Genomic DNA, 21,202 nt, shown 5'->3' with positions numbered 1-21,202 from the left:
GTCGTTTCGATCAAGCGACAGCAATGCGATACCCCGCGCCGCGCACGGTTTCGATCAGCTCATTGTCAAAGGGCCGGTCCACCTTGGCCCGCAGCCGCGAGATATGGGTCTCCACCACATTGGTCTGGGGATCAAAGGTGATGTCCCAGACCGCCTCCAGCAGCATGGTGCGGGTTTGCACCCGGCCCTTACGCCGCAACAGATGCTCCAAGAGGGTGAATTCCCGCGGCAGGAGGGGGATCTCCTGGCCCGCGCGGGTGACCTTATGCTGGACCAGATCCATTTCCAGATCCCCGACACAGAGCCGGGTTTCCTGTTGCTGAAGCCCCGGACGACGGGCCAGGGCGGCGACGCGGGCGGATAGCTCCCCAAAGGCAAAGGGCTTCACCAAATAGTCATCGGCGCCGGCTTCCAGCCCCTCGATCCGGTCGTTCACCCCGCTCACCGCCGTCAGCATGATCGCGGGGGTGCGATTGCCCGCGCCGCGCAGGGTCTTGATCAGCGAGAGTCCGTCCAGATCCGGCAGCATGCGGTCCAGCACCAGGACGTCGTAGTCCGCAGCCGCAGCCTGCACCAGGCCTTCGCGGCCATTGGCCAAGAGATCCACCGTATGGCCCTCTTCGCGCAGGCCCGCAGCCACATAGGGCCCCGTCGTCTTGTCGTCTTCGACCACCAGTATCTTCACGCAGGCCTCTTTGCTGCTGCCAGTTCCCAATCTGGTCAATATAGGTCTTCCGCGCCGGGAAAACACATTACAGATCTGTATAGGAGATGACAGGCGGCTGAAATCCTTGCGGCCGATCTCTCTTGCATCACTTCATCGCAAGGAAACCTGATATGATCACTCGCACTCCCTCCCGTTCTGCAGTCTTCGGGCTGAGCACCGCCGTTGCCGCAACCGTCTTGCTGTCCCTTGCGCCCGCTCCGGCCCTGGCTGTGCCAGGCAGCGGCGGCTACGCCGATCTGGTCGAAAGCGTCTCGCCTGCAGTTGTCTATGTCGAAGTCACCGGCAAGCGCACCACTAAAGCCGAAGCAGGTGCTAAGCCGCACAAACAGATGTCGCCGGGTGAGGATTTCTTTGAAGAATTCCGCCGCCGCTTTGGCCATCAGATGCCAGGTCAAGGCCAGATGCGGCCGACCAAAGGCGCGGGCTCCGGCTTTGTGATTTCCGAGGAGGGGCTGATCGTCACCAACCACCATGTGGTCAAGGGCGCCGATACCGTCGAGGTGACGCTATCTGACGGCAGCAAACATGCGGCAGAGGTGATCGGGGCCGATCCGCTGACCGATATCGCGCTGCTGCAGATTGAGGCAGGGAAAGACCTGCCGGTGGTGGAGTTCGGCTCTTCCGGGGATCTGCGCGTCGGCGAAGAGGTCATTGCCATGGGCAGCCCCTTTGGCCTCTCGGGCACTGTGACCTCGGGTATCGTCTCGGCCACCTCGCGCAATATCAATGCCGGGCCCTTTGATGACTTCATTCAGACCGATGCCGCGATCAACCGGGGCAACTCCGGCGGGCCCTTGTTCAATGGCGAGGGCGATGTGGTGGGCGTCAACACCGCTATCTTCTCTCCGGATGGCGGTTCGGTCGGCATTGGCTTTGCGGTGCCTTCCGATCTGGTGCGCGATATCGTCGCCGACCTGCAGGATGACGGCCGCATCGACCGGGGCTGGCTGGGCGTACAGATCAAGCCGCTCTCAGAGGATGCTGCCAATGTCCTGGGCCTGGAGGCAGGCAAGGGCGTGGTGATTGAAAGCGTGGTCGCTGACAGCCCGGCGGAAGCCGCGGGACTGAAACCGGGCGACGTGGTTGTCTCCTTTGGCGGCGCCGAGGTGGGTGAGCTGCGCGACCTGACTAAGGCCGTGGCGATGAACAACCCCGAGGAAGAAACCAAAATGGAAATCCTGCGCCGGGGCAAAACCCTGGAGATCGATGTCACCCTGGGCAACCGGGCTGATCAGGAGGCCTGAACAAGGAAGGGCTGCGGCAGGGCAAAAAAGAGCAGCGTCCTGCCCAGCCCCAAGATCTTCCTCAGGCTTTCTGTCGAGGGTTCAGAGCGCGTCCCCGCCCTGAACCCTCGAATGTGTTTGGGCAGGCTAGCTGCGCATGCGGGTGTAGTCTGGATCATAGGGGCAGGGGACAATCACCTCTGCCGGGACCCTCTCGCCGCAGGCGTCCAACTGCAGGGTATTGCCAATTTCCGCCTGCGCCGGATCAACAAAGGCATAGGCGAGGTTGAGCCCGGTGCGATGGCCCCAGTCGCCTGAGGTTACGGTGCCAATGACCTCTTCCCCCAGCATCAGCGAGGCGCCGCCATGGGCGGGCATGCTTGTGCTGGCGATCTTCAGCGTCACCAGCTTTTTGCGCGGGCCGCGCTGCAGGTGCTCCATCAGCGCGGGCTTACCGATGAAATCACCCTTGTCCGGATGCACAAAACGCTCCAGCCCGGTCTCATAGGGGTCGAATTCTGTCAGCAGATCCGCCTTCCAGTGCAGGAAGCCCTTCTCCATCCGCATCGAATCTACCGCGCGGGCTCCGAAAAGCTGCAAGCCATGCTCCTTCCCGGCCTCGCACAGGGCCTGATAGGCGGCATAGAGCGAGGCGTTTGGCACATGGATCTCATAGGCCAGCTCACCGGAGAAGCTGACGCCCAGCACCGTTGCCGGGGCGATGCCGATAAAGCATTCGCGGGCCGAAAGCCAGGGGAAGGCCTGGCGCGACCAGTCACCCCGGGCTGCGCGGGAGAGCACATCGCGCGCCCGGGGGCCGGCCAGGACCAGAATGGTCTGGTCATTGGTCAGGGAACGGATCTGAACATCCTCGCCCGGCTGGATATGCTGGCAGAGCCAGTCCATGTCATGCAGCTCGCTGGCGGCGGCGGAGCCGTACCAGATACGCTCTGGCCCGCGGTCCGAGGCGGGCAGATTGGCCAGGGTCGCTTCACCCTTGACCATGCCATGATGGTTCAAGAGATAGCCAAGGCCGACGCGCCCGGGCTTTTGCGTCACTTTGGTGCAGAACATCCGGCCGAGGAAGCTGTGGCGGTCCGTGCCGGTGATCTCGATGCGGTTGAAGCCATTGACCTCTGCCAGGCCAACGTTTTCCTGCACATTTTTCACTTCGGCGGCGACCAGATCAAAGGCCTCGTCAAATCCGAAGCTGAGGCTGGGGTGGAACTCCGGGCTTGGCTTCAAGTAGTCCATGCGCTCCCAGCCGTTGACCACGGCGAATTCCGCACCCTCGGACGCCAGAATGGGCGTGAGCGGCGTGGTGCGGGCATTGCGGCCTGCCGGACGGTGCTCATGCGGGAAGTGGAAGCGGAACTCGTTCTGATAATCCTCGATGGCCTTCAGGGCGGTGAGTTCCACATTTGTATGCGGGCCGAAGCGGCGGGGGTCGATGCACCAGGTGTCATAGCAGGCCTCGCCATGGACGATCTGCTGCGCCAGGAGCCAACCATGGCCGCCGCCTTCGCCCAGGCCCGCCCGCAGCCCGATGATGCAATAGGCATTGCGCTTGCCCGGAATTGGCCCCACCAGCGGCGCGCCGTCGATGGTATAGGTGATCGGGCCGTTTACCACGGTATGGATCCCGGTCTCCATCAGCGCGGGCATGCGGGCAAAGGCGCCCTCCAGCACATCCGTGACCCTATCCAGATCATCGGGGCAGAGCGCATTGACAAAATTCGGGTCGATCCCGTCCATGCCCCAGGTCTTGCAATCCTGCTCATAGAACCCAACCAGGAGGCCGTTTTTCTCCTGACGACAGTAGTAGTCCGAGATGGGGCAGCGCAGGAGCGGCATCCGGTGGCCGGCCTCCTTGATGGCGGGGATCTCCTCGGTCAGGAAATACTGGTGCTCCATCGAAGCCACGGGGTGATGCACGCCCATCATCGCGGCCACCTCATTCACCCGGTAGCCGCAGGCATTGACCACCACGTCGCAATCGATATCGCCCTTGGCGGTATGCACCGTCCAGGTGTCGTCGGGGTGCTGGGTGAGCCCGGTGACGGGGGTGTTGCGGTAGACCTCGGCACCTGCTTTGCGGGCGCGGCGCGCTAATGCCTGGCACAGTTGTGCGGGGTCGATGTCGCCATCAAAGGGATCCCAAAGCCCGCCCAGGAGGTTCTCGGTTGAGACCAGCGGATGACGGCGGGCACATTCTTCGGCATCGATGACCTCGAAATGCACATCCATGCCCCGCGCCATCGAAGCAAAATGCCGGTAGCCCTGCATCTGCGCCTCGGTATTGGCCAGCCGGATGCCACCGTCGCCGTGGTGGTAATTGATCGGGTAATCCGGGTCATTGGCCAGCTCCTGGTAGAGCTTGATCGAATGGCTTTTGAGACCCACCATGGTCTGGTTCATGCCAAAGTTGGTCACCTGTGCCGCCGAATGCCAGGTGGTGCCGCTGGTCAGTTCATCGCGCTCAACCAGAACCACATCGGCCCAGCCCTCCTGGGTCAGATGATAAAGCGCGGAGCAACCCGCGATTCCGCCACCGATAACAACAGCCCTGGTTCTGGTTTTCATGAATAGTCGCTCCCGCCTGGATATGTCGCATCAAGGGCAGGAAGCGGTGGCTGGGGTCAAATCTTTCGAAAATCTTTCGAAAAATTAGGATGTGCATTTCGAGTATTTGCGGATCCGATTCAAACAAGCCCAGGCGAGAAGTCAGTCGCAGGGATCGAGTTCGAACATCCCGTGCAGCCAGGGCATCATTTCCAGCGCGGGTTTGAGCGCGCGTTTCAGGACCAGATTCTGCAAGGTCTTATGTACGATCTGCTGCGAGGTCTTGGCGCACTCCGGCGTCGCGAACATGGAAAGGTGGCGGGCAAAGCTCTTTTCCGGAAATGGGTGCAGTTTGACCTGCCGGTGGAACCTCTTGGCGCGCATGTAACAGAGCGGAGTGGTAACGGCCCAACCGTTGCCGGAGGCCACCATCGCCATCAGGGTTTGGTTGCTTTCGATTTCGAACCGCTGCGGCAGCGCGATTTTCAGGCGCCGCAGCTGGGTTTCGATCTGGCCGCTGATGATCTCGGCTGTGCTGTAACGCAGGAAGGGCAAATTGGTTTGGCCTGCAAGAAAGTCCTCAGGCTCGAAGGGGGTATTCACTGGCAGAGCCAGCACAAAGGGATCCCGCAGGAAAGGCGTTTCCTGCAGGTCATGCACAGTTTCACCGGGGCGGTTGGCGAGGCCAATATCGATCCGGCGCTTGCGCAGAAGCTCCAGGATATCATGGCTGGCGCGGGTGTGATGGGTAAAGCTGCATTTGGGCATATGAGAGGCCAGATAGACAGCCAGTTCTGGCCCGATCTCACTGTCGAAATCTTCAATCAATCCCAGACGCAATTGCCGCGCCTCATGGAGGTTTCCAGAACTGGCCTCTGCCTGGGCTTTGCGGATCAAACCCAGTGCCTCTTCGATATATTTGAGGAAGATACTGCCGGCAGGGGTCAAAACCATCGGACGTTTCTTGTGATCCAGAAGGCTGACCCCAAGCTGATCTTCCAGCCGGTGCAGATGGTGAGAAACCGTGCTGATGGACAGGCCGGTTTCCCGTGCCACCGCTTGGGCTGACCCCAAGGAGGCCGCGAGCTGGAAAACTTCGAGCCATTTCAGGCTCAGATCTGTGCGCTGCATCTCGCTGTCCTTTGTTCGTCTTTGCCGGGGACCGTCGCTTTTGGGGCAGGTCAGACCGTTGGGGCTGATCGAACTACAGTTTCTAGTATTTCGCAACTGAGGTTCTGAATTGCCCGGCGTAGCGCGTTGAGCGGGTGAAAGACAGAGATTGAGGGGATGGTTGGAGACCTGCTCAAACCGATAGGCGCTTGGCCAAAAAAATGGGCGGCGGAGCTCACTTCTGTAAAGGCAGACCTGGCAAAGGAAGAGCTCAAATGAAGCCAATTGATCTGGAGCGGCCTCCGAATAGTCTCTAGTGCTTTGACCAATCGGCTTGCCATGCTTCGAAGCCTCTTGGGGTTTTGCTCCTGTATTGCCTTTGGTAAATGTTACGTTATAACATACTAAACATCAAAACAGGATTTCAAAATGAACAAAGATACGCGCCTGCCAGTAACAGTACTGTCTGGCTTCCTGGGCGCCGGTAAAACCACCCTTCTCAACAATATTCTCAACAACCGCGAAGGGAAACGCGTGGCGGTCATCGTCAATGACATGTCCGAGGTGAATATAGATGCGGATCTGGTGCGGGCGGATACAGAGCTGAGCCGCACAGATGAAACACTGGTGGAAATGTCTAACGGCTGCATCTGCTGTACTCTGCGCGATGATCTGCTGGAGGAGGTACGCCTCTTGGCCGGAGAGGGGCGCTTTGACTATCTGCTGATCGAATCCACCGGAATTTCTGAACCCCTGCCCGTGGCGACAACATTTGATTTCCGGGACGAGCTTGGCAACAGCCTGTCCGATGTGGCGCGCCTGGATACTATGGTGACGGTGGTAGATGCGGTGAACCTGTTGAACGATTTTTCCTCCCATGACTTTTTACAAGATCGTGGTGAGACCATGGGGGAAGAGGATGATCGAACGCTGGTTCATTTGCTGACGGACCAGATCGAGTTCGCAGATGTGGTCATCCTCAACAAAGTTGCTGATGCGGGCCCTCAGAAGTTGGAGGCAGCACGTCAGATCATCCGCAGCCTCAACGCTGATGCTGAAATTATTGAAGCGAACCACTCAAAAGTTCCGGCAGAGAAGATCCTGAATACCGGGTTGTTTGACTTTGACAAGGCGCATGAGCACCCAATGTGGGCCAAGGAGCTTTATGGTTTTGCCGATCATGTACCCGAGACCGAAGAATACGGTATTGCCTCCTATGTCTACCGCGCGCGCCGCCCCTTTGTACCCGAACGCATTCTTGAAGTCCTCAACGGGGATCTGCCGGGGGTGATCCGCGCCAAGGGGCATTTCTGGATTGCAACCCGGCCGGATTGGGTTGCGGAGTTTTCCTTGGCGGGTGCTTTGTCGGGCATTCAACCCCTGGGGACCTGGTGGGCCGCAGTGCCAGAGGCGCAACGCCCGACACATGACGCGGCGCGTTCTTATATGCAGGCCCATTGGCAGGATCCTTGGGGCGACAGACGGCAGGAGATCGTCTTTATCGGTGCTGGCATTGATTGGCCCAGTCTAAAACAGAAGATGGATCGCTGCCTGGTGCCCACAAGCGTAGCCATCGGCCCTGATACGCTTCCGGATTTTCCAGACCCTTTCCCGATCTGGCGACGCGCGCAAGCCGCAGCCTAAAAAAGGTAGGTTGAGCCGCGACTTTCCCAAGCAGGGTCCAAATCCTGCTTGGGCAGAAGCCAATTGAGAAACCGTCTTATGGGATAGAAGGTTTGATATGCGAGGCAGCAAAACGGGCTAATTGCCGTCCAGCTCCTGCCAGAACTTCTCTAGCCGGGGCTTTTTGTTGTTATGGTCCCGGTAGGCGCGGATCTCAATTTCGCTGTAATATTGCTTGCCCCCAGCCAACACCAGCTCACCGCTCTCCAGCTCTTCTTCGCACATGCGTTGCGGCAACCAACCCAGCCCAAAGCCCTCCAGGATCATTGCCTTTACAGTACTGGAGAGCGCATTCTGGCTGACCTGCAGGATATTGGCGCTGCCAATCCGGCCAGACAGGATCGATTCCACAACAGGTCGAAACACCGAAACACTGCCATAGGCCAAAAGCGGCACCCTTGCCTTGTCATTTTCGCCCAGCCGGAACTGCGGCGAGCCATCCGGATTGGCCTTTGCCACCGGCACCATGATATCGCGGGCGAGGGTCAAAGAAGTATAGGGCGACACGCTGAGCGGCGACAGAAACCCCATAGAAGGATGCCAATAGGAGATGATCACATCGCTCTGGCCCTGCTGCAGCATGATAGAGAACTTTTCAGCGGGCCAGGACACCGAATTCAGATCCAGCGATAGCCCATAGGCCTCAACCAGCGGTAGGATCTCTGCCTTGTAATAGGTTGTATAGATCGACTGCGAGGCAGCAAGTCGGACGATATTCTCATCCTCTGCATCCAACGCCTGGCAACGCTCGATGGTCTCATCCAGGGTGCGCAGCATCACATGGGACTGCTCCAGAAAGATCTCTCCGGCGGTGGTCAGCGAAAGCGGCAGAGTCTCGCGGTTGATCAGCTGCACCCCGACGGCATTCTCCAGCGCCCGGATCCGGCGCGAAAAGGCTGGCTGGCTGACAAAACGCTCCTCCGCGGCGCGGGAGAAATTCCGCGACGACGCCAGAGCGATAAAATCTTTCAGCCAGTTGAATTCCACGTGTTTTTAACCCGTCAAGTTGATCCCTTTGTAAAAGGGCCTGCCATTCAAGGAAAGATCAAGCGATCTCTGTGATACGGTCTTCCTCGACTGCGTGGCAGCTGACAAGACTTCCGTCGGGTTGTTTCTGCGCCATTGGCTTTTCTTCACTGCAGCGCGCATTGGCCATGGGGCAGCGGCTTTGGAAGGGACAGCCCGGCGGCAAGTTGATCGGCGTCGGGATCTCGCCCTTCAGGCGGATGTGATTGGGCCGGTCATCTTTGAGCTGCGGCACCGCCGACAGGAGCGCGCGTGTATAGGGGTGTTTGGGGTTCTCAAACAGGGTGCGGGTCTCTGCCACCTCGCAGACCGATCCCAGATAAAGCACCGCAACCCGGGTGCCGAAATGCTCCACCACGCTTAGGTCGTGGGTGATGAAAAGATAGGTTAGGCCGCGGCTTTCCTTGGCCTCCAGCATCAGGTTCAGGACCTGCGCCTGGATCGAGACATCCAGCGCCGAGATCGGCTCATCGGCGATGATGAATTCAGGGTCCACGGTGAGGGCGCGGGCGATGGCGATGCGCTGGCGCTGGCCGCCGGAGAATTCATGCGGGTAGCGCTTGCTCCAGGCCGGATCCACCCCGACCGAGCGCATCACCTCGACCACCCGGTCCTGCATCTCGCCTTTGGAGTAGCCGGGGTTGTGGAACCGCACCGGCTCTTCCAGGGTCTGCTGGATGGTCATGCGCGGATTGAGCGAGGCATAGGGGTTCTGGAAGATCATCTGGATCTTCTTACGCAGGGGTGCCATGGCCCCGCGCGACAGATTGTCGATGCGGCTGCCGTCATAATGAATCTCGCCATGGGTGGGCTCCAGCAGCCCGGCAACCAGCCGCGCCACGGTGGATTTGCCGCAGCCCGATTCACCCACGACGCAGAGCGCCTCGCCTTTCTGGGCCGAAAGGGAGACATTGTTGACCGCATGCACCGAACGCATCTCGCGGGTCAGCTTGCCGCCGCGCAGCTTCACCGTCTCCAGGAGCCCGTGGTCGAGGTCAAAGCGTTTTTCAAGATTGCGGATGTCCAGCAGCGGACGGGGCAAGGCGGTGCTCATGCCAGTTCCTCCTTGCGGTTGGCCTCAGCCTCGAATTGCAGCCGCTGCACCTCATGGCAGGCCACCTGCACCTGGGCGAACTGGCTCATCGGCGGGATCTGGCTGCGGCAGGTGGCAGTGGCATATTCGCAGCGCGGATTGAACGGGCAGCCTGCAGGGATGCGGCCCAAGGCAGGCATGGTGCCCTGAATCTGCTTCAGCCGCTGACCGGGTTTGGTCTGCTGCGGCAGCGCATTGATCAGCCCCTGGGTATAAGGGTGCTGCGGATCGTTGATGATGGCGCGGGTGCTGCCGGTCTCGATGATGCGGCCGGCATACATCACCATGGTGCGCTCGGTCATCTGGCTGACCACGCCCAGGTCATGGGTGATCAGGATGAGGCTCACCTGATTGGACTGGCACAGCTCCAGCATCAGTTCCATGATATCCGCCTGGATGGTGACATCCAGCGCCGTGGTCGGCTCATCCGCGATGATCAGTTGCGGATCCAGCAGCAGGGCGATGGCGATGATGATGCGCTGGCGCATACCGCCTGAAAGTTCGTGCGGGTATTGTTCCAGCCGCTCTTCGGGGCTGGGGATATAGACCTCGCGCAGCTTCAGGATGGCGATTTGGCGCGCCTCTTCCCGCGACAGCTGACGGTGCGCTCGCAGTGTCTCGACCATTTGCTCGCCAATGGTCAAGACCGGGTTCAGGGTCACCATCGGATCCTGAAAGATCATCGCCATGCGGTTGCCGCGCATATCCTGCAGCGCCCTGGGCTTCATCTGCACCACGTCGTCGCCCTCAAAGAGGATCTCGCCGCTGTCGATATAGCCCGGGCGGCTCAGCAGGTTCATCAGGGCAAAGCCGGTGATCGATTTGCCGGCACCGCTCTCGCCGACGATTCCCAGGCGCTCGCCTTTGGCCAGGTCAAAGGAGATCCCGTTGAGCGCGGTCACGGTCTGCTCGCGCATGGCGAACTTCACGGTCAGGTCACGGACAGAGAGGAGGCTCATCGCAGTCAGCCCTTGTAGAGTTTCGGGTTCAGGACGTCGCGCATCCAGTCGCCCAAAAGGTTGATGACAAGAACCAGCACCACCAGGACAATGCCGGGGATGACGGTGATCCACCAGCTGCCCGAGAAGATATAGTCAAAGCCAGAGGAGATCAGCGAGCCGAGCGAGGGCTGGCTGGGCGGCATGCCGAGCCCCAGGAAGGAGAGTGAGGCCTCTGAGATGATCGCATTGGCCACCTGCACGGTCGAGATGACAAAGATCGGCGACAGCGAGTTGGGCAGGATGTGCCGCACCATGATGCGCATGGGGCCAAAACCCAGCACCCGGGCGCTGTCGACATATTCTTTTTTCTTCTCTGCCAGCACAGTGGCGCGCACGGTGCGGGCATATTGCGGCCATTCGGCGACCCCGATCACCGCCACCAGAAAGAAAATCGCATAGCGGTTGAAGGTCTCGGAGCCGAACAAGGCCTGGGTCACGGCGAGGAAGATGATCGCCACCATCAGGGTCGAAAACGACAGCTGGATATCCGCCAGCCGCATCAAGAGGCTGTCGAGTCGACCGCCGATATAGCCCGCCAACAGGCCGATCGAGATGCCGAGGAAGGCCTGCAGCCCGACTGCACAAAGCCCGATGATGATCGACAGCCGGGTGCCATAGAGGATGGTCGACAGAAGGTCGCGGCCCTGATCATCGGTTCCCAAAAGGAACTCCGGCAGCGCACCCTCGGCCCAGGCTGGCGGGTATTCCGAATTCATGATGTCGATCTGCGCCGGATCATAAGGATTGTAAGGTGCGATCAAAGGCGCCAGGAAAGAGGTCACCGCAATGAACAGAAAGACCGCCATAGAGACCACCGCCACCGGGTTGCGGCGGAAGGAGTAGGCCATATGGGATTGCCAGATCCGGTTCAGGCGGCTTTGGTTCGGGGTTTCGATATAGCTGCTCATCAGATCAGGCCCCCATACGCGCAATGTTCACGGTGGGATTGACCAGCCCGTAGATCAGATCGACGATGGTATTGGTCACCACAAAGATAAAGCCAACCACGATGAGATAGGCCACAATCAGGGGGGTGTCGACGCGGTTCACCGCCTCCAGGAACATGAAACCCATGCCCGGCCACTGAAAGACCGTCTCGGTCAGGATGGTATAGGCCACCATGGTGCCGATCTGCACCCCGCCCACGGTAATGACCGGCAGCAGCGTGTTTTTCAGCGCATGGATAAAGTAGATCCGCCAGGGCGCGATGCCCTTGGCCTTGGCGTAGCGGACATATTCGCTCTGCAGCACCTCCATCATCTCAGCCCGGATCAGGCGCACAAAGAGCGGCAGCATGATTGAGGCCAGGGCGACAGAGGGCAGCAGGATATGCTCCCAGCCGTCCAGCGACAGGAAATTGGTCTCCCAGTAGCCCCAGACATGGACCACATCGCCGCGTCCGAAGGAGGGCAGCCAGCCCCATTCCACCGAGAAGACAAAGATCATCATGATCGCGGTCAGGAAGACCGGCACGGAAATGCCAAGGATCGACAGCGCCATGATCACCCGCGACAGCACCGCATCGGGACGGATTGCGGTATATACCCCCAGGGGCACCGAAAATCCGATGATGATCACCGTGGCGCCCAGCACCAGCTCCAGCGTGGCGGGCAATTTCTTCAGAATGACCTCAAGCGCGGGTTCTTTGAAAAAGTAAGAGGTGCCCAGATCGCCCTGCAGCGCATTGCCGACAAAACGCAGGTACTGGGTGAGGAACGGGTCGTTCAGCCCCAGCTCGTCGCGCAGCTGCTGCCGCACCTCTTCAGAGACGGACTGGCCAACCAGTTCGCGCAGCGGATCGCCGAGATTGCCCTGGATGGCAAAGGCGATCAGCGAAATCGCAAACATCACGGCTACCGCCTGAATGGCTCGCTTCACGAGATAGGCAAACATCTATGGGTCACCCTGGAAATTAAAGCTTGCTGGCCGTTAAGCCATAGAGGGGAAATAGGCGGGCGCAAAGAGCTTTTGCGCCCGCCAGTTGACCGCCTGGGAAGGGGAATTCCCAAGGCGGGAAGCGATTTGATTACTCGCTGACCACCAGGTCACCAAAGTAGGGGAAGTTCAGCGCGTTGACGATCTCGCCCGCATTCATGCCGTCCTTGGCGCCCCAAGCGAGGTTCTGCCAATGCAGCGGGATAAAGGCCGCCTCATCATAGAGGATCCCTTCCAGTTTCTGCAGCGCCTCGGTGCGCTTGGCCACATCGGTCTCGGTATTGGCCGCATCCATCAGCTTGTCCGCGGCCTCATTGCAGAAGCTGCCGGAGTTATACTGGCCGTTGCCGTTGTCGGCATTCGGGCAGGCTGTCAGGAACTGGTGGAAGTTGGCGCTGTCTTCGGTATCCGCGTGCCAGCCGATCATCATCATATCTGCTGCGCGCTCGTCGAAGGTCGGCCAGTACTGCGCCTTGGGCATGGTCTGCAGATCCACAGTGATATTGATCTGGCTCAGCATAGAGGCCACCGCTTGGGCGATCTTGTCGTCGTTCACATAGCGGTTGTTCGGCGCCATCATGGTGACGGAGAAGCCATCGGCATAGCCTGCTTCAGACATCAGCTCCTTGGCGCGGGCCAGATCAAAGCGCGGTGCGTAATCGCCGCTGTAGCCCAGGTAACCCGCAGGGGAAGCCTGGCCTGCCACGGTACCGAAGCCGCGCATGATGCGGTCGACGATGCCCTGGTTGTTGATCGCATAGTCGATCGCCAGGCGCACCTTGGGGTCCTTGAAGGCCTCAACCCGGTTCTGGTTCATCTGGAAAGTGATGATGCGTGTGCCTGGCATGGTGATCAGATTGACGCCGTCCGCACCTTCAACACGCTTCAGGTCGGTGGGCGGCACCGGCGCGATGAAATCCACGTCACCGGACAGCAGGGCCGCAACACGGGTCGGGTCTTCTTTGATCGGCGTCAGGATGATCTCATCCACATTGCCCGCCGAGGCGGTGTCCCAGTAACCGTCATAGCGGTCGAAGACCACTTTCACGCCCTGCTCGCGCTCGGTGACGATAAAGGGGCCGGTGCCGGACATGTTGCGCGAGGCAAAGCTGTCGCCATGCTTGACGATTTCGGATTTGTCTGCGCCCTCAGCGGTGGTGCCGGAGTAATAGGCGCTGTCCATGGCAAAGAGATAGGTCGCCGTGTGCAGAACCAGCGGGAAGGGCTCGGCCGTCTTCAGGTCGATGGTGTGGTCATCCACCACGACAACATCGGTGAAGGGGGCAAAGATGCCCTTGAAGTCGGCGCTCTCCTTGATCCGGTCAAAGGTCCAGTCAACGTCTTTTGCAGTGAAGGCATTGCCCGAGTGGAACTTGATCCCCTTGCGCAGGTGGAAACGCATGGTGGTGGCGTCGACCTGCTCCCAGCTGTCCGCCAGACGGCCTTCGAACTGCAGGTCCTGGGTCCAGCGCACCAGCGGGTCAAAGACCATGTGGCTCAGCTGCAGCGTGCCGCCGGACAGCTGCTCATAGGGATCCAGCGAGACCGGATCCGCGTCATAGGCCACCTTGATGGAGGTCTCCGCAAATGCGCCGGTCGACAGGGCTGCCGCCATGGCAGCCGCAGCGACGCGCGACATCAATTTCTGCATAGTCTTACTCCCTGTTTTTCTATTGCCCAAAGCCTAGGTCTACTAAAGGGAGAGCTGCAAATGCTGGTTTTGCATAGGGTTATGTCACATCCACATAGAGCGGAAAACGAACAATAAGATCCTGTTAAATAATGGAACTTTCTCGAACCAAGCGTTCGGATCCGCCGTGCGCATGGATCTGATCCCGCCCAAAACACTTCCTGACTTTTTTCATCAGCTAAAGAGCTCTAGTGTTTTTTCGAAAGCGCCCTGCGAAGCTGAGCGACGATTCACACCAACATTTACGATTGCAAAAACCGCTCTGATCGAGATTGCTCAAGGGGCTTAGCGACCGTTTGCTGCGGCTCCGTTTTCCAAGTGTTTCGCGAGAATCTAATTGACGACGAAGCCATTCCAGGGCTGCGCAGACAAAGATTGGGCTGCTCGTTGCGTTTTCTAAACATTGCTTGGTTTGGCGCCCTACAACAGCAGGGCAAGCTGCCGATTGTTTTGCTGCCGACGCCCTGATGGGATTTGTCTCACCAAGATTTTTTAGTACTCCCAGGTCAAGGCCGGGTAGGGGGGTTGTTCCCACCCTCGTTTTGGTTTGTTCTGAAGCTCCAAAACTGAAACTTTGAGCAGGCCAAAATGAAACAAATGCCCTGGCTGGCCTTCACCATCGATCGCGGTTCGCGGATCCCGGTTTTTGAACAGATTTGCGATGGAATTCGTATGCGTGCGGTCAAGGGAGATTTGGCGGCAGGAAGCCTGCTGCCCCCAACGCGGGTCTTCGCAACCGAGTTGGGAGTTTCTCGGTCCACGGTTGTCACCGCCTATGAGCAGCTGGTTGCAGAGGGCTATTTGCAGAGCCAGCCGGGCTCTGGTTATCGCCTTTGCCCGGTGGGGGAGGTTGAACTCCCTTCGGAAGCGATGACCCTGCAATCGGTCGCCCCGGAGGAGAAGTCACGCCAGGTGGCCTGTTTTGAGGCGGGGCAGCCGGACATGCGGTTATTCCCCTATCGGCAATGGGCCAAGACAATCGCTCGCATCTGTCGTCGCAACCCTCAGCAGCTTCTGGAAGGGGGGCGGGTATTTGGGAACTTTGAGCTGCGACAGGCGATTGCAGCTCATGTGTCTGAATGGCGCGGGATCGAAGCTGACCCGAACCAAATCATCGTCACTGCGGGGGCAACGGATGCGTTGGAAATTTGCCTGCGGTTTTTGGCCAAACCCGGAGAAGGCATCGGCGTAGAAGATCCAGGCTATTTGCCTTTGCTCCGTTTTGTAAGGGCGCAAGGGCTGAAGCCGATCTATCTCCGGGTGGATGAGCAGGGCGCGACCCTACCGGTGAAAGACAAGCCGCCAAAACTCGTCGCATTGACGCCATCGCATCAGTTCCCACTTGGCGGAGCCATGTCACCGGAGCGCCGTCAAGAGTTTCTCCGCTGGGCTCTGCAAGAGAACGCCTGGATCCTCGAAGACGACTATGACAGTGAGTTCCGCTATGCCGGCCGACCCATCCCGGCGCTTGCGGGTTTTGATCGTTTGAACCGAACGATTTACATAGGCAGCTTATCCAAGATTTTTTCAAACGCGCTGCGCCTTGGCTATGCCATCGTGCCGCAAGAACTCTTGGAGGGGTTCCAGGGATCGATGCGAGCTAGCGGGTTAAAGGCGAGCATTATGCCGCAGCAGCCTCTGGCGGAATTTATCACCTCCGGTGAGTTTTATCGCCACCTTCGACGGGTGCGTCGGATCTATGGGGAGCGGCGAAAATATCTTCTGTCGCGGCTGGCTGAGGATTTTGCCGATTTTGGTGTGGTCCGTGATACGCAGGCCGGAATGCAACTGGTTTTCCACCTTAAGGAAGCCTTTGATGATCGCAGCCTGACCAGGCTTGCCACAGACAGGGGCCTCCGTCTTCAAGCTCTGTCAGAACACGCCGAAGAAGCCCCTGGCTGCAATGGCCTAATCCTGGGGTTTTGTGCCTTTAGCGAGGAAGAAATGGAGCCAGCTCTTGCGGTGCTGAAGTCTTGTTTGGAAGAGAACAGGGACCAGGTGACGAATAGCGCAAGGAGTTAGAGCGTTCCCGCGTGAGAGGGGACTGTGGTTTCGAAGGTCTCTTACAGCGTCTTTTGCATCAGGATCAGGTCAAGCCATTGGCCCCATTTGCGACCCGTTTCGGGCATGCGTCCTATGTTAATAAAGCCGAGGGCAGCATGAAAACTGACTGCCTCCGGATTGGCGCTGCTGATGCCTGCCACAAGGACATGAACATTTTCAGCCCTGGCTTCCTCTGCGAGCTGCTCGATCAAAGCGCGCCCTAGGCCAGATCCTCTGGCTGTGGGGGCTAGGTGAATCGTATGCTCTTTGGTGTGCTTGTAACCGGGCCCCTGACGGAACGGACCATACGAGGCGTAGCCGACAACGCAGCCTGCCTGCTCGGCCACCAGATAGTGGGTGTCATCCGCATTGATGCTTGCCGCGATTTCACTCTCAATCTTCTCAGTGGTTGTGAATGTCACCAGTGTCTTCCGGATCGCTTCATTCAAGATCCCGGTAATTGCTGCTACGTCATCCTTGTTCGCTGGTCGAATTGTTGTCGTCATCTGTGCCCTCATGTCGGCTGAAGCCGTCAGGCTTACCCGCCCTAAAACAGAGGGCGGTTTGTGGCGAATAGCAATATCAAACCGCGTAGTAACTGTGTGTTTAGAAGTGAGGCAATTGTGGAGACCAGCCGTCTAAACTAGACGCATGTTCTTTAGGCAGTAGCGCCTTCAAAGCGGGCAATTTGAATCCCGGCATGGCTGAGGGTTTGCTTGATGGCTTTGGCAGCCGCCAGGGCGCTAGAGGTATCCCCGTGTAAGCAAATTGTATCTAGGCGACAGGACAGGCGTCTGCCATCCACGGCAACAATGGCCTCTTCTCGCAGCATTTGCAGAACCCGCGCGGCAATCTCTTCCGCATCATGCAGCACAGCGCCGGGCTCACTGCGCGGCAGCAGGCTGCCATCGGGCAGATAGGCCCGGTCGGCAAAAATTTCCAGTGCTGCGGGGCAGCCGAGTTCGCGCACCGCGTCTTCCTGTGCGGTGCCAGCCATGGCCATGATGATCAGATCCGGTGCCGTGTCGAGCGCTGCTGTATAGCAGGTCTGCGCCATCGCCCGGTCCCGCGCCGCCATATTGGCCAGGGCGCCGTGCAGCTTCAGATGCCGCAGCCTGCCGCCGGAGGTCCGCGCCAAGGCCTGGGCCGCGCCGGTCTGATAGGCGACAAGATTGGCGAGGCTTGCTGCTGGCAGATGCATCTCACGGCGCCCGAATCCCTGCAGATCGGCAAAACCGGGGTGGGCGCCGAGGCCCACGCCCCGCGACACAGCTTCCCGCATTGTGGCCGCCATGACATCCGGGTCGCCGGCATGAAACCCGCAGGCGATATTGGCAGAGGAAACCAGATCCAGGAGGCCCGCGTCATCGCCCATCTGCCAGGCGCCAAAGCCTTCGCCCATATCGGCATTGAGGTCGATAGTGGTGATCATGACCTGTTCCTTTCTAGATCATCGCCGGCGGTCATGCCGCTGATAAGCTGATAGGCCAGCAGATCAGAGATCGTGCCCGGATCGCGGATCAGCGGGCGCAGGGCCTTTGGCAGCTCTGCCCGGCGGGCGGCCGCGCGGGCCTCGATCTCTGCCGCCTCCTCCAGGGTGACAAAGTGAAACCGGAAAGCGGCGCCGGGGCGGGCCTGGGCCACCTTTGGCAGGTCGCTGGGCAGCACCGTGCCGATGCGGGGATAGCCGCCCATGGTCTGGCAATCGCTTAGCAAAACAAAGGGTGTGCCATCGCCGGTGATCTGTACATCTCCGGGCACGATCACTTCCGAGAGGACCTTGAGGCCCTTGGCGGAGCCAAGATCCACCTGATCCGAAGTAAGCCCCGCGCCCATGCGGTTGCCGCGCCTATCGCGCCGGAACAGGGCGCTTTCAAAACCCGCGATCTGCTCCGGGCTGAACAGGCAGGTTTGCGGCCCGCGCAGAATATTGAGGGTGCCGCCGTCAAAGCGTTCCTCCGGCTGCAGCCGAAGGCCAGTGGTTTTTGTGCCCTGATCGGGACCCGCTGGAAGCCGGGTACCAGGTTGCAGGATTTGACCCAAACCAGCCCCGGCATGGCTGCTGCGCGAGCCAAGTTGCTGTTCTGTTTCAATGCCGCCGCCGATATGCAGATAGCCGTAGCTGCCCCGGGTGCAGCCGCCGATCTTCAACCGGGTGCCGCGTGGCAGCAGGTGGCTGGCATTCCAGACCAGCGGCGTGCCTTCGATACTGGCCTGCATCGGCGCGCCGGTCAGGGCAATGCGCAGGTCCTCGCTGGCTTCGAATAGGCCGCCGGCACCGGCCATCTCCAGCGCCGCGCAACAAGGATCCTGTCCCAGCAGCGCCGCGCCCTCCGCCAGGGCCAGCGTATCGGCGGCCCCGCCGCGCGAGACCCCTTGGGCCAGGAACCCAGCGCGTCCTGCGTCCTGCAGGGAGACGCCAGGCGTGGCACTATTGACTATGAGTTCAGCCATCAGCGGATCACCTCGAACCGGGCGCCGCCGTCAGGATCCTGCTGCAGGCGGGGCAGGGCCTGTTCCTCCAAGGGTTCAAAGCGGATCTCATCGCCGGGGCGCAGGAGGAAGGGATCCTGGCCCAAGGGTCGGAACAGTTGGAAGGCAGTCTGCGCCACATGCCGCCAGCCGGTGGGGGTTGGCATCGGAAACAGAACCAGCTGGCGGATGGCGACCGCCAGGGCGCCAGCCGGGATTTGCCGTGTCAGTTCTGTCTGGCGCGGGATGTCCCATTCCGGTGCAAGCTCCCCCAGATAGGGCTGGCCAGGGGCAAAGCCGATGGTCTGAATCCGCACCGGGCGCTCTGTCAGCGAGGCGATGGCCTCTTGCGGCGTGAACCCGGCGGCCGCAGCGGCCTCACCCAGCTGCGGCGCGGCGGTGTCGCCAAAGACGGCGGGCACATGCCATAGTCTGCGGCCGCGCGGCAAAGGCGCCTGATACCAGTCCTGCCGCGCCAGCAGATCCTGTAGCAGCGCGCGGATTTCTGCATGCCCCTGTCGCAAGGGGTCAAAACGCAGATAGGCCGAGACCAGCGAGGCAGAGCTTTCACGGGCGGAGGGCCAGCTTTCACGCTCCAGCGCGTCGCGGAAGGCAAGGGCGGCGCGGTTGGCGGCTTCAGTCAGATGCTCGCCAAAACTGACGAGAAACCCGTCAAAGCCAAGCGCAGATATCCGGGGCCAGTCCGGGGAGAGGGCCATAGTACCGATCCTTCCTGATCGTTGGAGTGTTAGTAGAACAGCGCAGGCAGCCAGAGCGCGAGGCCCGGGAAGGCCAGGAGCAGCCCCAGCATGACAAACATGGTCAGCACGAAGGGCAGCGCGCCCTTCATCACATCCATCATCGGCCCAGTCTTGCGCAGCCCCTGCACCACATAAAGGTTGATGCCGATGGGTGGCGTGATCAACGCGGTCTCCAGGAGCACCATCAAAAGGATGCCGAACCAGACCGGATCAAAGCCGAGCGCTACCACGATCGGTGTAACCAGCGGCGCCATGGTTAGCAGCATTGAAAGCGTCTCCATGAAGCAGCCGATGAGGATCATGATCAGCACGATCATCAGCATGGTCTGCACCGGTGGCCAGCCAAGGCCGGTGACAAAATCGGTCAGCGCCTGGGTGAGGCCGATGATCGAGAGGACAAAGTTCAGGAAGACCGCGGCGATGATAATCAGCATGATCATGGCGGTGGTGCGCATTGTGCCCTCGATGGCTTCGCGCATCATTGCGATGGAGAATTTGCCGTTGAACACCGCCAGCCCCATGGCCGCAACCACACCCAGGGAGGCGGCCTCGGTAGGAGTGGCAAGACCTGCATAGATCGAGCCGACAACCACCAGGAAGATGCCCAGGGGCGGCACCAGCGCGGGCAGGGCCTGAAAACGCTCGGCCCAGGTATAGCTCAGCCGTTCGCCGCCCCAGCTAGGCCGCAGCAGGCACATGACCACAACAGTCAGAATAAAGAGCGCGGCCAGCAGGAAGCCGGGCAGGAAGCCCGCCAGATAGAGCTCGGGCACCGAGGTATTGGTCAAGAGCCCATAGAGAATGAGGTTGATCGAGGGCGGGATCAGAATGCCGAGTGTGCCGCCGGCCGCAATGGTGCCCAAGAACAGAGGCTCATTATAGCCGCGCTTCTTGATCTGCGGGATGGCAACGGTGCCGATGGTAGCGGCTGTGGCCACCGAAGAACCGGAAGTGGCGGCAAAGAGCGCCGAGGAGCCGATATTGGAGTGCATCAGGCCGCCAGGAAGCCAGCCCAGCCATTTGACGATACCGTCATACATTTTCTCGGTGATGCCCGCGCGCAAGAGGATTTCCCCCAGCATTACAAACATCGGAATTGCCACCAGCAGGAAATCGGTGCTGGTCTGCCAGGCCATATCAGAGATGGCGCGGTGCAGCGGCATCGGGCTTTCGCTCCACTGCAAGATCAGGCCAAGCCAGCCCAGCGAGGCGGCGATGGGAACCGCCAGGCCGATCAGCGCCAGCAGGATAAGAAGGGTCTTCAGCAGCATGGGTCAGGCGCTCTCGTCTTCGATTTGTTCGTCAATGGTTTTCACACCGATTAGGTCCTGCACGCCGGCCTGGTTGCCTTCGATCCAGCGCTTCACTGCCACCAACCCCACCAAGAGGCCCGAGGCGACAAAGAGGATCCAGCCAATGAGCCAGGGGATCTGCGGCAGAGCCAGCGGCACCCGCAGGGGCGTGATCGAGCGCGAGCCGTGCTGCAGGGAATCCGCCACCATGCCCCAGACCATCAGCGTGACGATGGCGGCAAAGCCCACGAGCAGCAGCAGCCCGAACATATTGATCAGCGGATGCAGGGCGCGGGGCAGCACGTTCATCAGGGCATCGACCCGGATATGGGCGCGTTCAAACAGGGCAAAGCTGAAGGCAAAAGCCGTGGCGACGCCAAAGGCATAGCCAGAGATTTCATCCGCGCCCCCCAGCGAGACATTGAAGATCTTGCGCAAGAGCACTTCTAAGGTGACCAGAAAGGCCGAGAACACGATCAATGTGCCGCCCGCCCAGGTGAGCCAGAGGCTCAGCTTGCGGGAGTGTTTCAGCAGGGTTTCAAGCATGGCGGGGCCTCTCGGCGGCAAGGGTTGCAGCAAAAATG

Annotated in this window: 18 protein-coding genes; 3 read left to right on the top strand and 15 right to left on the bottom strand. The window is 60.0% G+C overall.

Annotated features, from left to right (window positions below; genetic code table 11):
- Positions 1-10 precede the first annotated feature (10 nt).
- The gene (locus tag RSK20926_RS16035) at positions 11-685 is read right to left on the bottom strand and encodes a winged helix-turn-helix domain-containing protein (protein ID WP_037255400.1); all 675 of its coding nucleotides are present in this window, start codon (positions 683-685) and stop codon (positions 11-13) included.
- A 152-nt stretch (positions 686-837) separates the two neighbouring features.
- Between RSK20926_RS16035 and RSK20926_RS16030 the strand changes: the two genes are divergently transcribed.
- Positions 838-1,971, top strand: a complete 1,134-nt coding sequence (locus tag RSK20926_RS16030) for a trypsin-like peptidase domain-containing protein (protein ID WP_008208285.1) — start codon at positions 838-840, stop codon at positions 1,969-1,971.
- A gap of 126 nt (positions 1,972-2,097) precedes the next feature.
- Here the strand turns inward: RSK20926_RS16030 and RSK20926_RS16025 are convergent, their stop codons facing one another.
- On the bottom strand, positions 2,098-4,533 hold the full coding sequence (locus RSK20926_RS16025) for a GcvT family protein (RefSeq protein WP_008208284.1): 2,436 nt from the start codon (positions 4,531-4,533) through the stop codon (positions 2,098-2,100).
- Positions 4,534-4,674: 141 nt separating this feature from the next.
- The gene (locus tag RSK20926_RS16020) at positions 4,675-5,643 is read right to left on the bottom strand and encodes a LysR family transcriptional regulator (RefSeq protein ID WP_008208281.1); all 969 of its coding nucleotides are present in this window, start codon (positions 5,641-5,643) and stop codon (positions 4,675-4,677) included.
- 408 nt (positions 5,644-6,051) lie between these two features.
- Between RSK20926_RS16020 and RSK20926_RS16015 the strand changes: the two genes are divergently transcribed.
- A complete protein-coding gene (locus RSK20926_RS16015; protein ID WP_008208278.1) occupies positions 6,052-7,266 on the top strand; it encodes a GTP-binding protein in 1,215 nt (404 codons plus the stop codon).
- 117 nt (positions 7,267-7,383) lie between these two features.
- Here RSK20926_RS16015 and RSK20926_RS16010 read toward each other — a convergent pair whose 3' ends face one another.
- The 6 genes from RSK20926_RS16010 to RSK20926_RS15985 all read right to left on the bottom strand — a co-directional run bounded on the left by RSK20926_RS16010 (position 7,384) and on the right by RSK20926_RS15985 (position 14,011).
- Entirely contained in the window at positions 7,384-8,292 is a 909-nt protein-coding gene (locus RSK20926_RS16010) for a LysR family transcriptional regulator (RefSeq protein WP_008208277.1), read from the bottom strand.
- Between the two features lie 58 nt (positions 8,293-8,350).
- Positions 8,351-9,385 carry an ABC transporter ATP-binding protein gene (locus RSK20926_RS16005; protein ID WP_008208275.1) on the bottom strand — a complete coding sequence of 345 codons (1,035 nt, stop codon included), beginning with the start codon at positions 9,383-9,385 and terminating at the stop codon, positions 8,351-8,353.
- Positions 9,382-10,383, bottom strand: coding sequence for an ABC transporter ATP-binding protein (locus RSK20926_RS16000; RefSeq protein WP_008208273.1), 1,002 nt, complete (start codon positions 10,381-10,383; stop codon positions 9,382-9,384). The genes RSK20926_RS16005 and RSK20926_RS16000 overlap by 4 nt, the downstream gene beginning before the upstream one ends.
- 5 nt (positions 10,384-10,388) lie before the next feature.
- On the bottom strand, positions 10,389-11,333 hold the full coding sequence (locus RSK20926_RS15995; protein WP_008208270.1) for an ABC transporter permease: 945 nt from the start codon (positions 11,331-11,333) through the stop codon (positions 10,389-10,391).
- Positions 11,334-11,337: 4 nt separating this feature from the next.
- Positions 11,338-12,318 (bottom strand): ABC transporter permease, encoded by a 981-nt coding sequence (locus RSK20926_RS15990; RefSeq protein ID WP_008208268.1) that lies wholly within the window; start codon positions 12,316-12,318, stop codon positions 11,338-11,340.
- Between the two features lie 133 nt (positions 12,319-12,451).
- The gene (locus RSK20926_RS15985; protein ID WP_008208265.1) at positions 12,452-14,011 is read right to left on the bottom strand and encodes an ABC transporter substrate-binding protein; all 1,560 of its coding nucleotides are present in this window, start codon (positions 14,009-14,011) and stop codon (positions 12,452-12,454) included.
- A 627-nt stretch (positions 14,012-14,638) separates the two neighbouring features.
- Here RSK20926_RS15985 and pdxR point away from each other — a divergent pair.
- Positions 14,639-16,072 (top strand): MocR-like pyridoxine biosynthesis transcription factor PdxR, encoded by a 1,434-nt coding sequence (pdxR, locus tag RSK20926_RS15980; protein ID WP_008208264.1) that lies wholly within the window; start codon positions 14,639-14,641, stop codon positions 16,070-16,072.
- Positions 16,073-16,113: 41 nt separating this feature from the next.
- Here the strand turns inward: pdxR and RSK20926_RS15975 are convergent, their stop codons facing one another.
- The 6 genes from RSK20926_RS15975 to RSK20926_RS15950 form a co-directional block, all read right to left on the bottom strand.
- Complete coding sequence (locus RSK20926_RS15975; protein WP_008208263.1) at positions 16,114-16,599, bottom strand: GNAT family N-acetyltransferase; 486 nt, start codon at positions 16,597-16,599, stop codon at positions 16,114-16,116.
- 152 nt (positions 16,600-16,751) lie between these two features.
- Positions 16,752-17,525: a LamB/YcsF family protein gene (locus tag RSK20926_RS15970; RefSeq protein WP_008208262.1), complete on the bottom strand. Its 774-nt coding sequence runs from the start codon at positions 17,523-17,525 to the stop codon at positions 16,752-16,754.
- On the bottom strand, positions 17,522-18,547 hold the full coding sequence (locus tag RSK20926_RS15965) for a biotin-dependent carboxyltransferase family protein (RefSeq protein WP_008208261.1): 1,026 nt from the start codon (positions 18,545-18,547) through the stop codon (positions 17,522-17,524). Before RSK20926_RS15965 ends, RSK20926_RS15970 begins: the two co-directional genes overlap by 4 nt.
- A complete protein-coding gene (locus tag RSK20926_RS15960; RefSeq protein ID WP_008208260.1) occupies positions 18,547-19,284 on the bottom strand; it encodes a 5-oxoprolinase subunit B family protein in 738 nt (245 codons plus the stop codon). Before RSK20926_RS15960 ends, RSK20926_RS15965 begins: the two co-directional genes overlap by 1 nt.
- A gap of 29 nt (positions 19,285-19,313) precedes the next feature.
- Complete coding sequence (locus tag RSK20926_RS15955; protein WP_008208259.1) at positions 19,314-20,597, bottom strand: TRAP transporter large permease; 1,284 nt, start codon at positions 20,595-20,597, stop codon at positions 19,314-19,316.
- 3 nt (positions 20,598-20,600) lie between these two features.
- Positions 20,601-21,164 (bottom strand): TRAP transporter small permease subunit, encoded by a 564-nt coding sequence (locus RSK20926_RS15950; RefSeq protein WP_008208258.1) that lies wholly within the window; start codon positions 21,162-21,164, stop codon positions 20,601-20,603.
- Between the last annotated feature and the right edge of the window lie 38 nt (positions 21,165-21,202).

The sequence above is a fragment of the Roseobacter sp. SK209-2-6 genome (genome assembly GCF_000169455.1).
Classification (GTDB): domain Bacteria; phylum Pseudomonadota; class Alphaproteobacteria; order Rhodobacterales; family Rhodobacteraceae; genus Pseudophaeobacter.
This window is presented reverse-complemented; position numbering and strand designations above follow the sequence as displayed.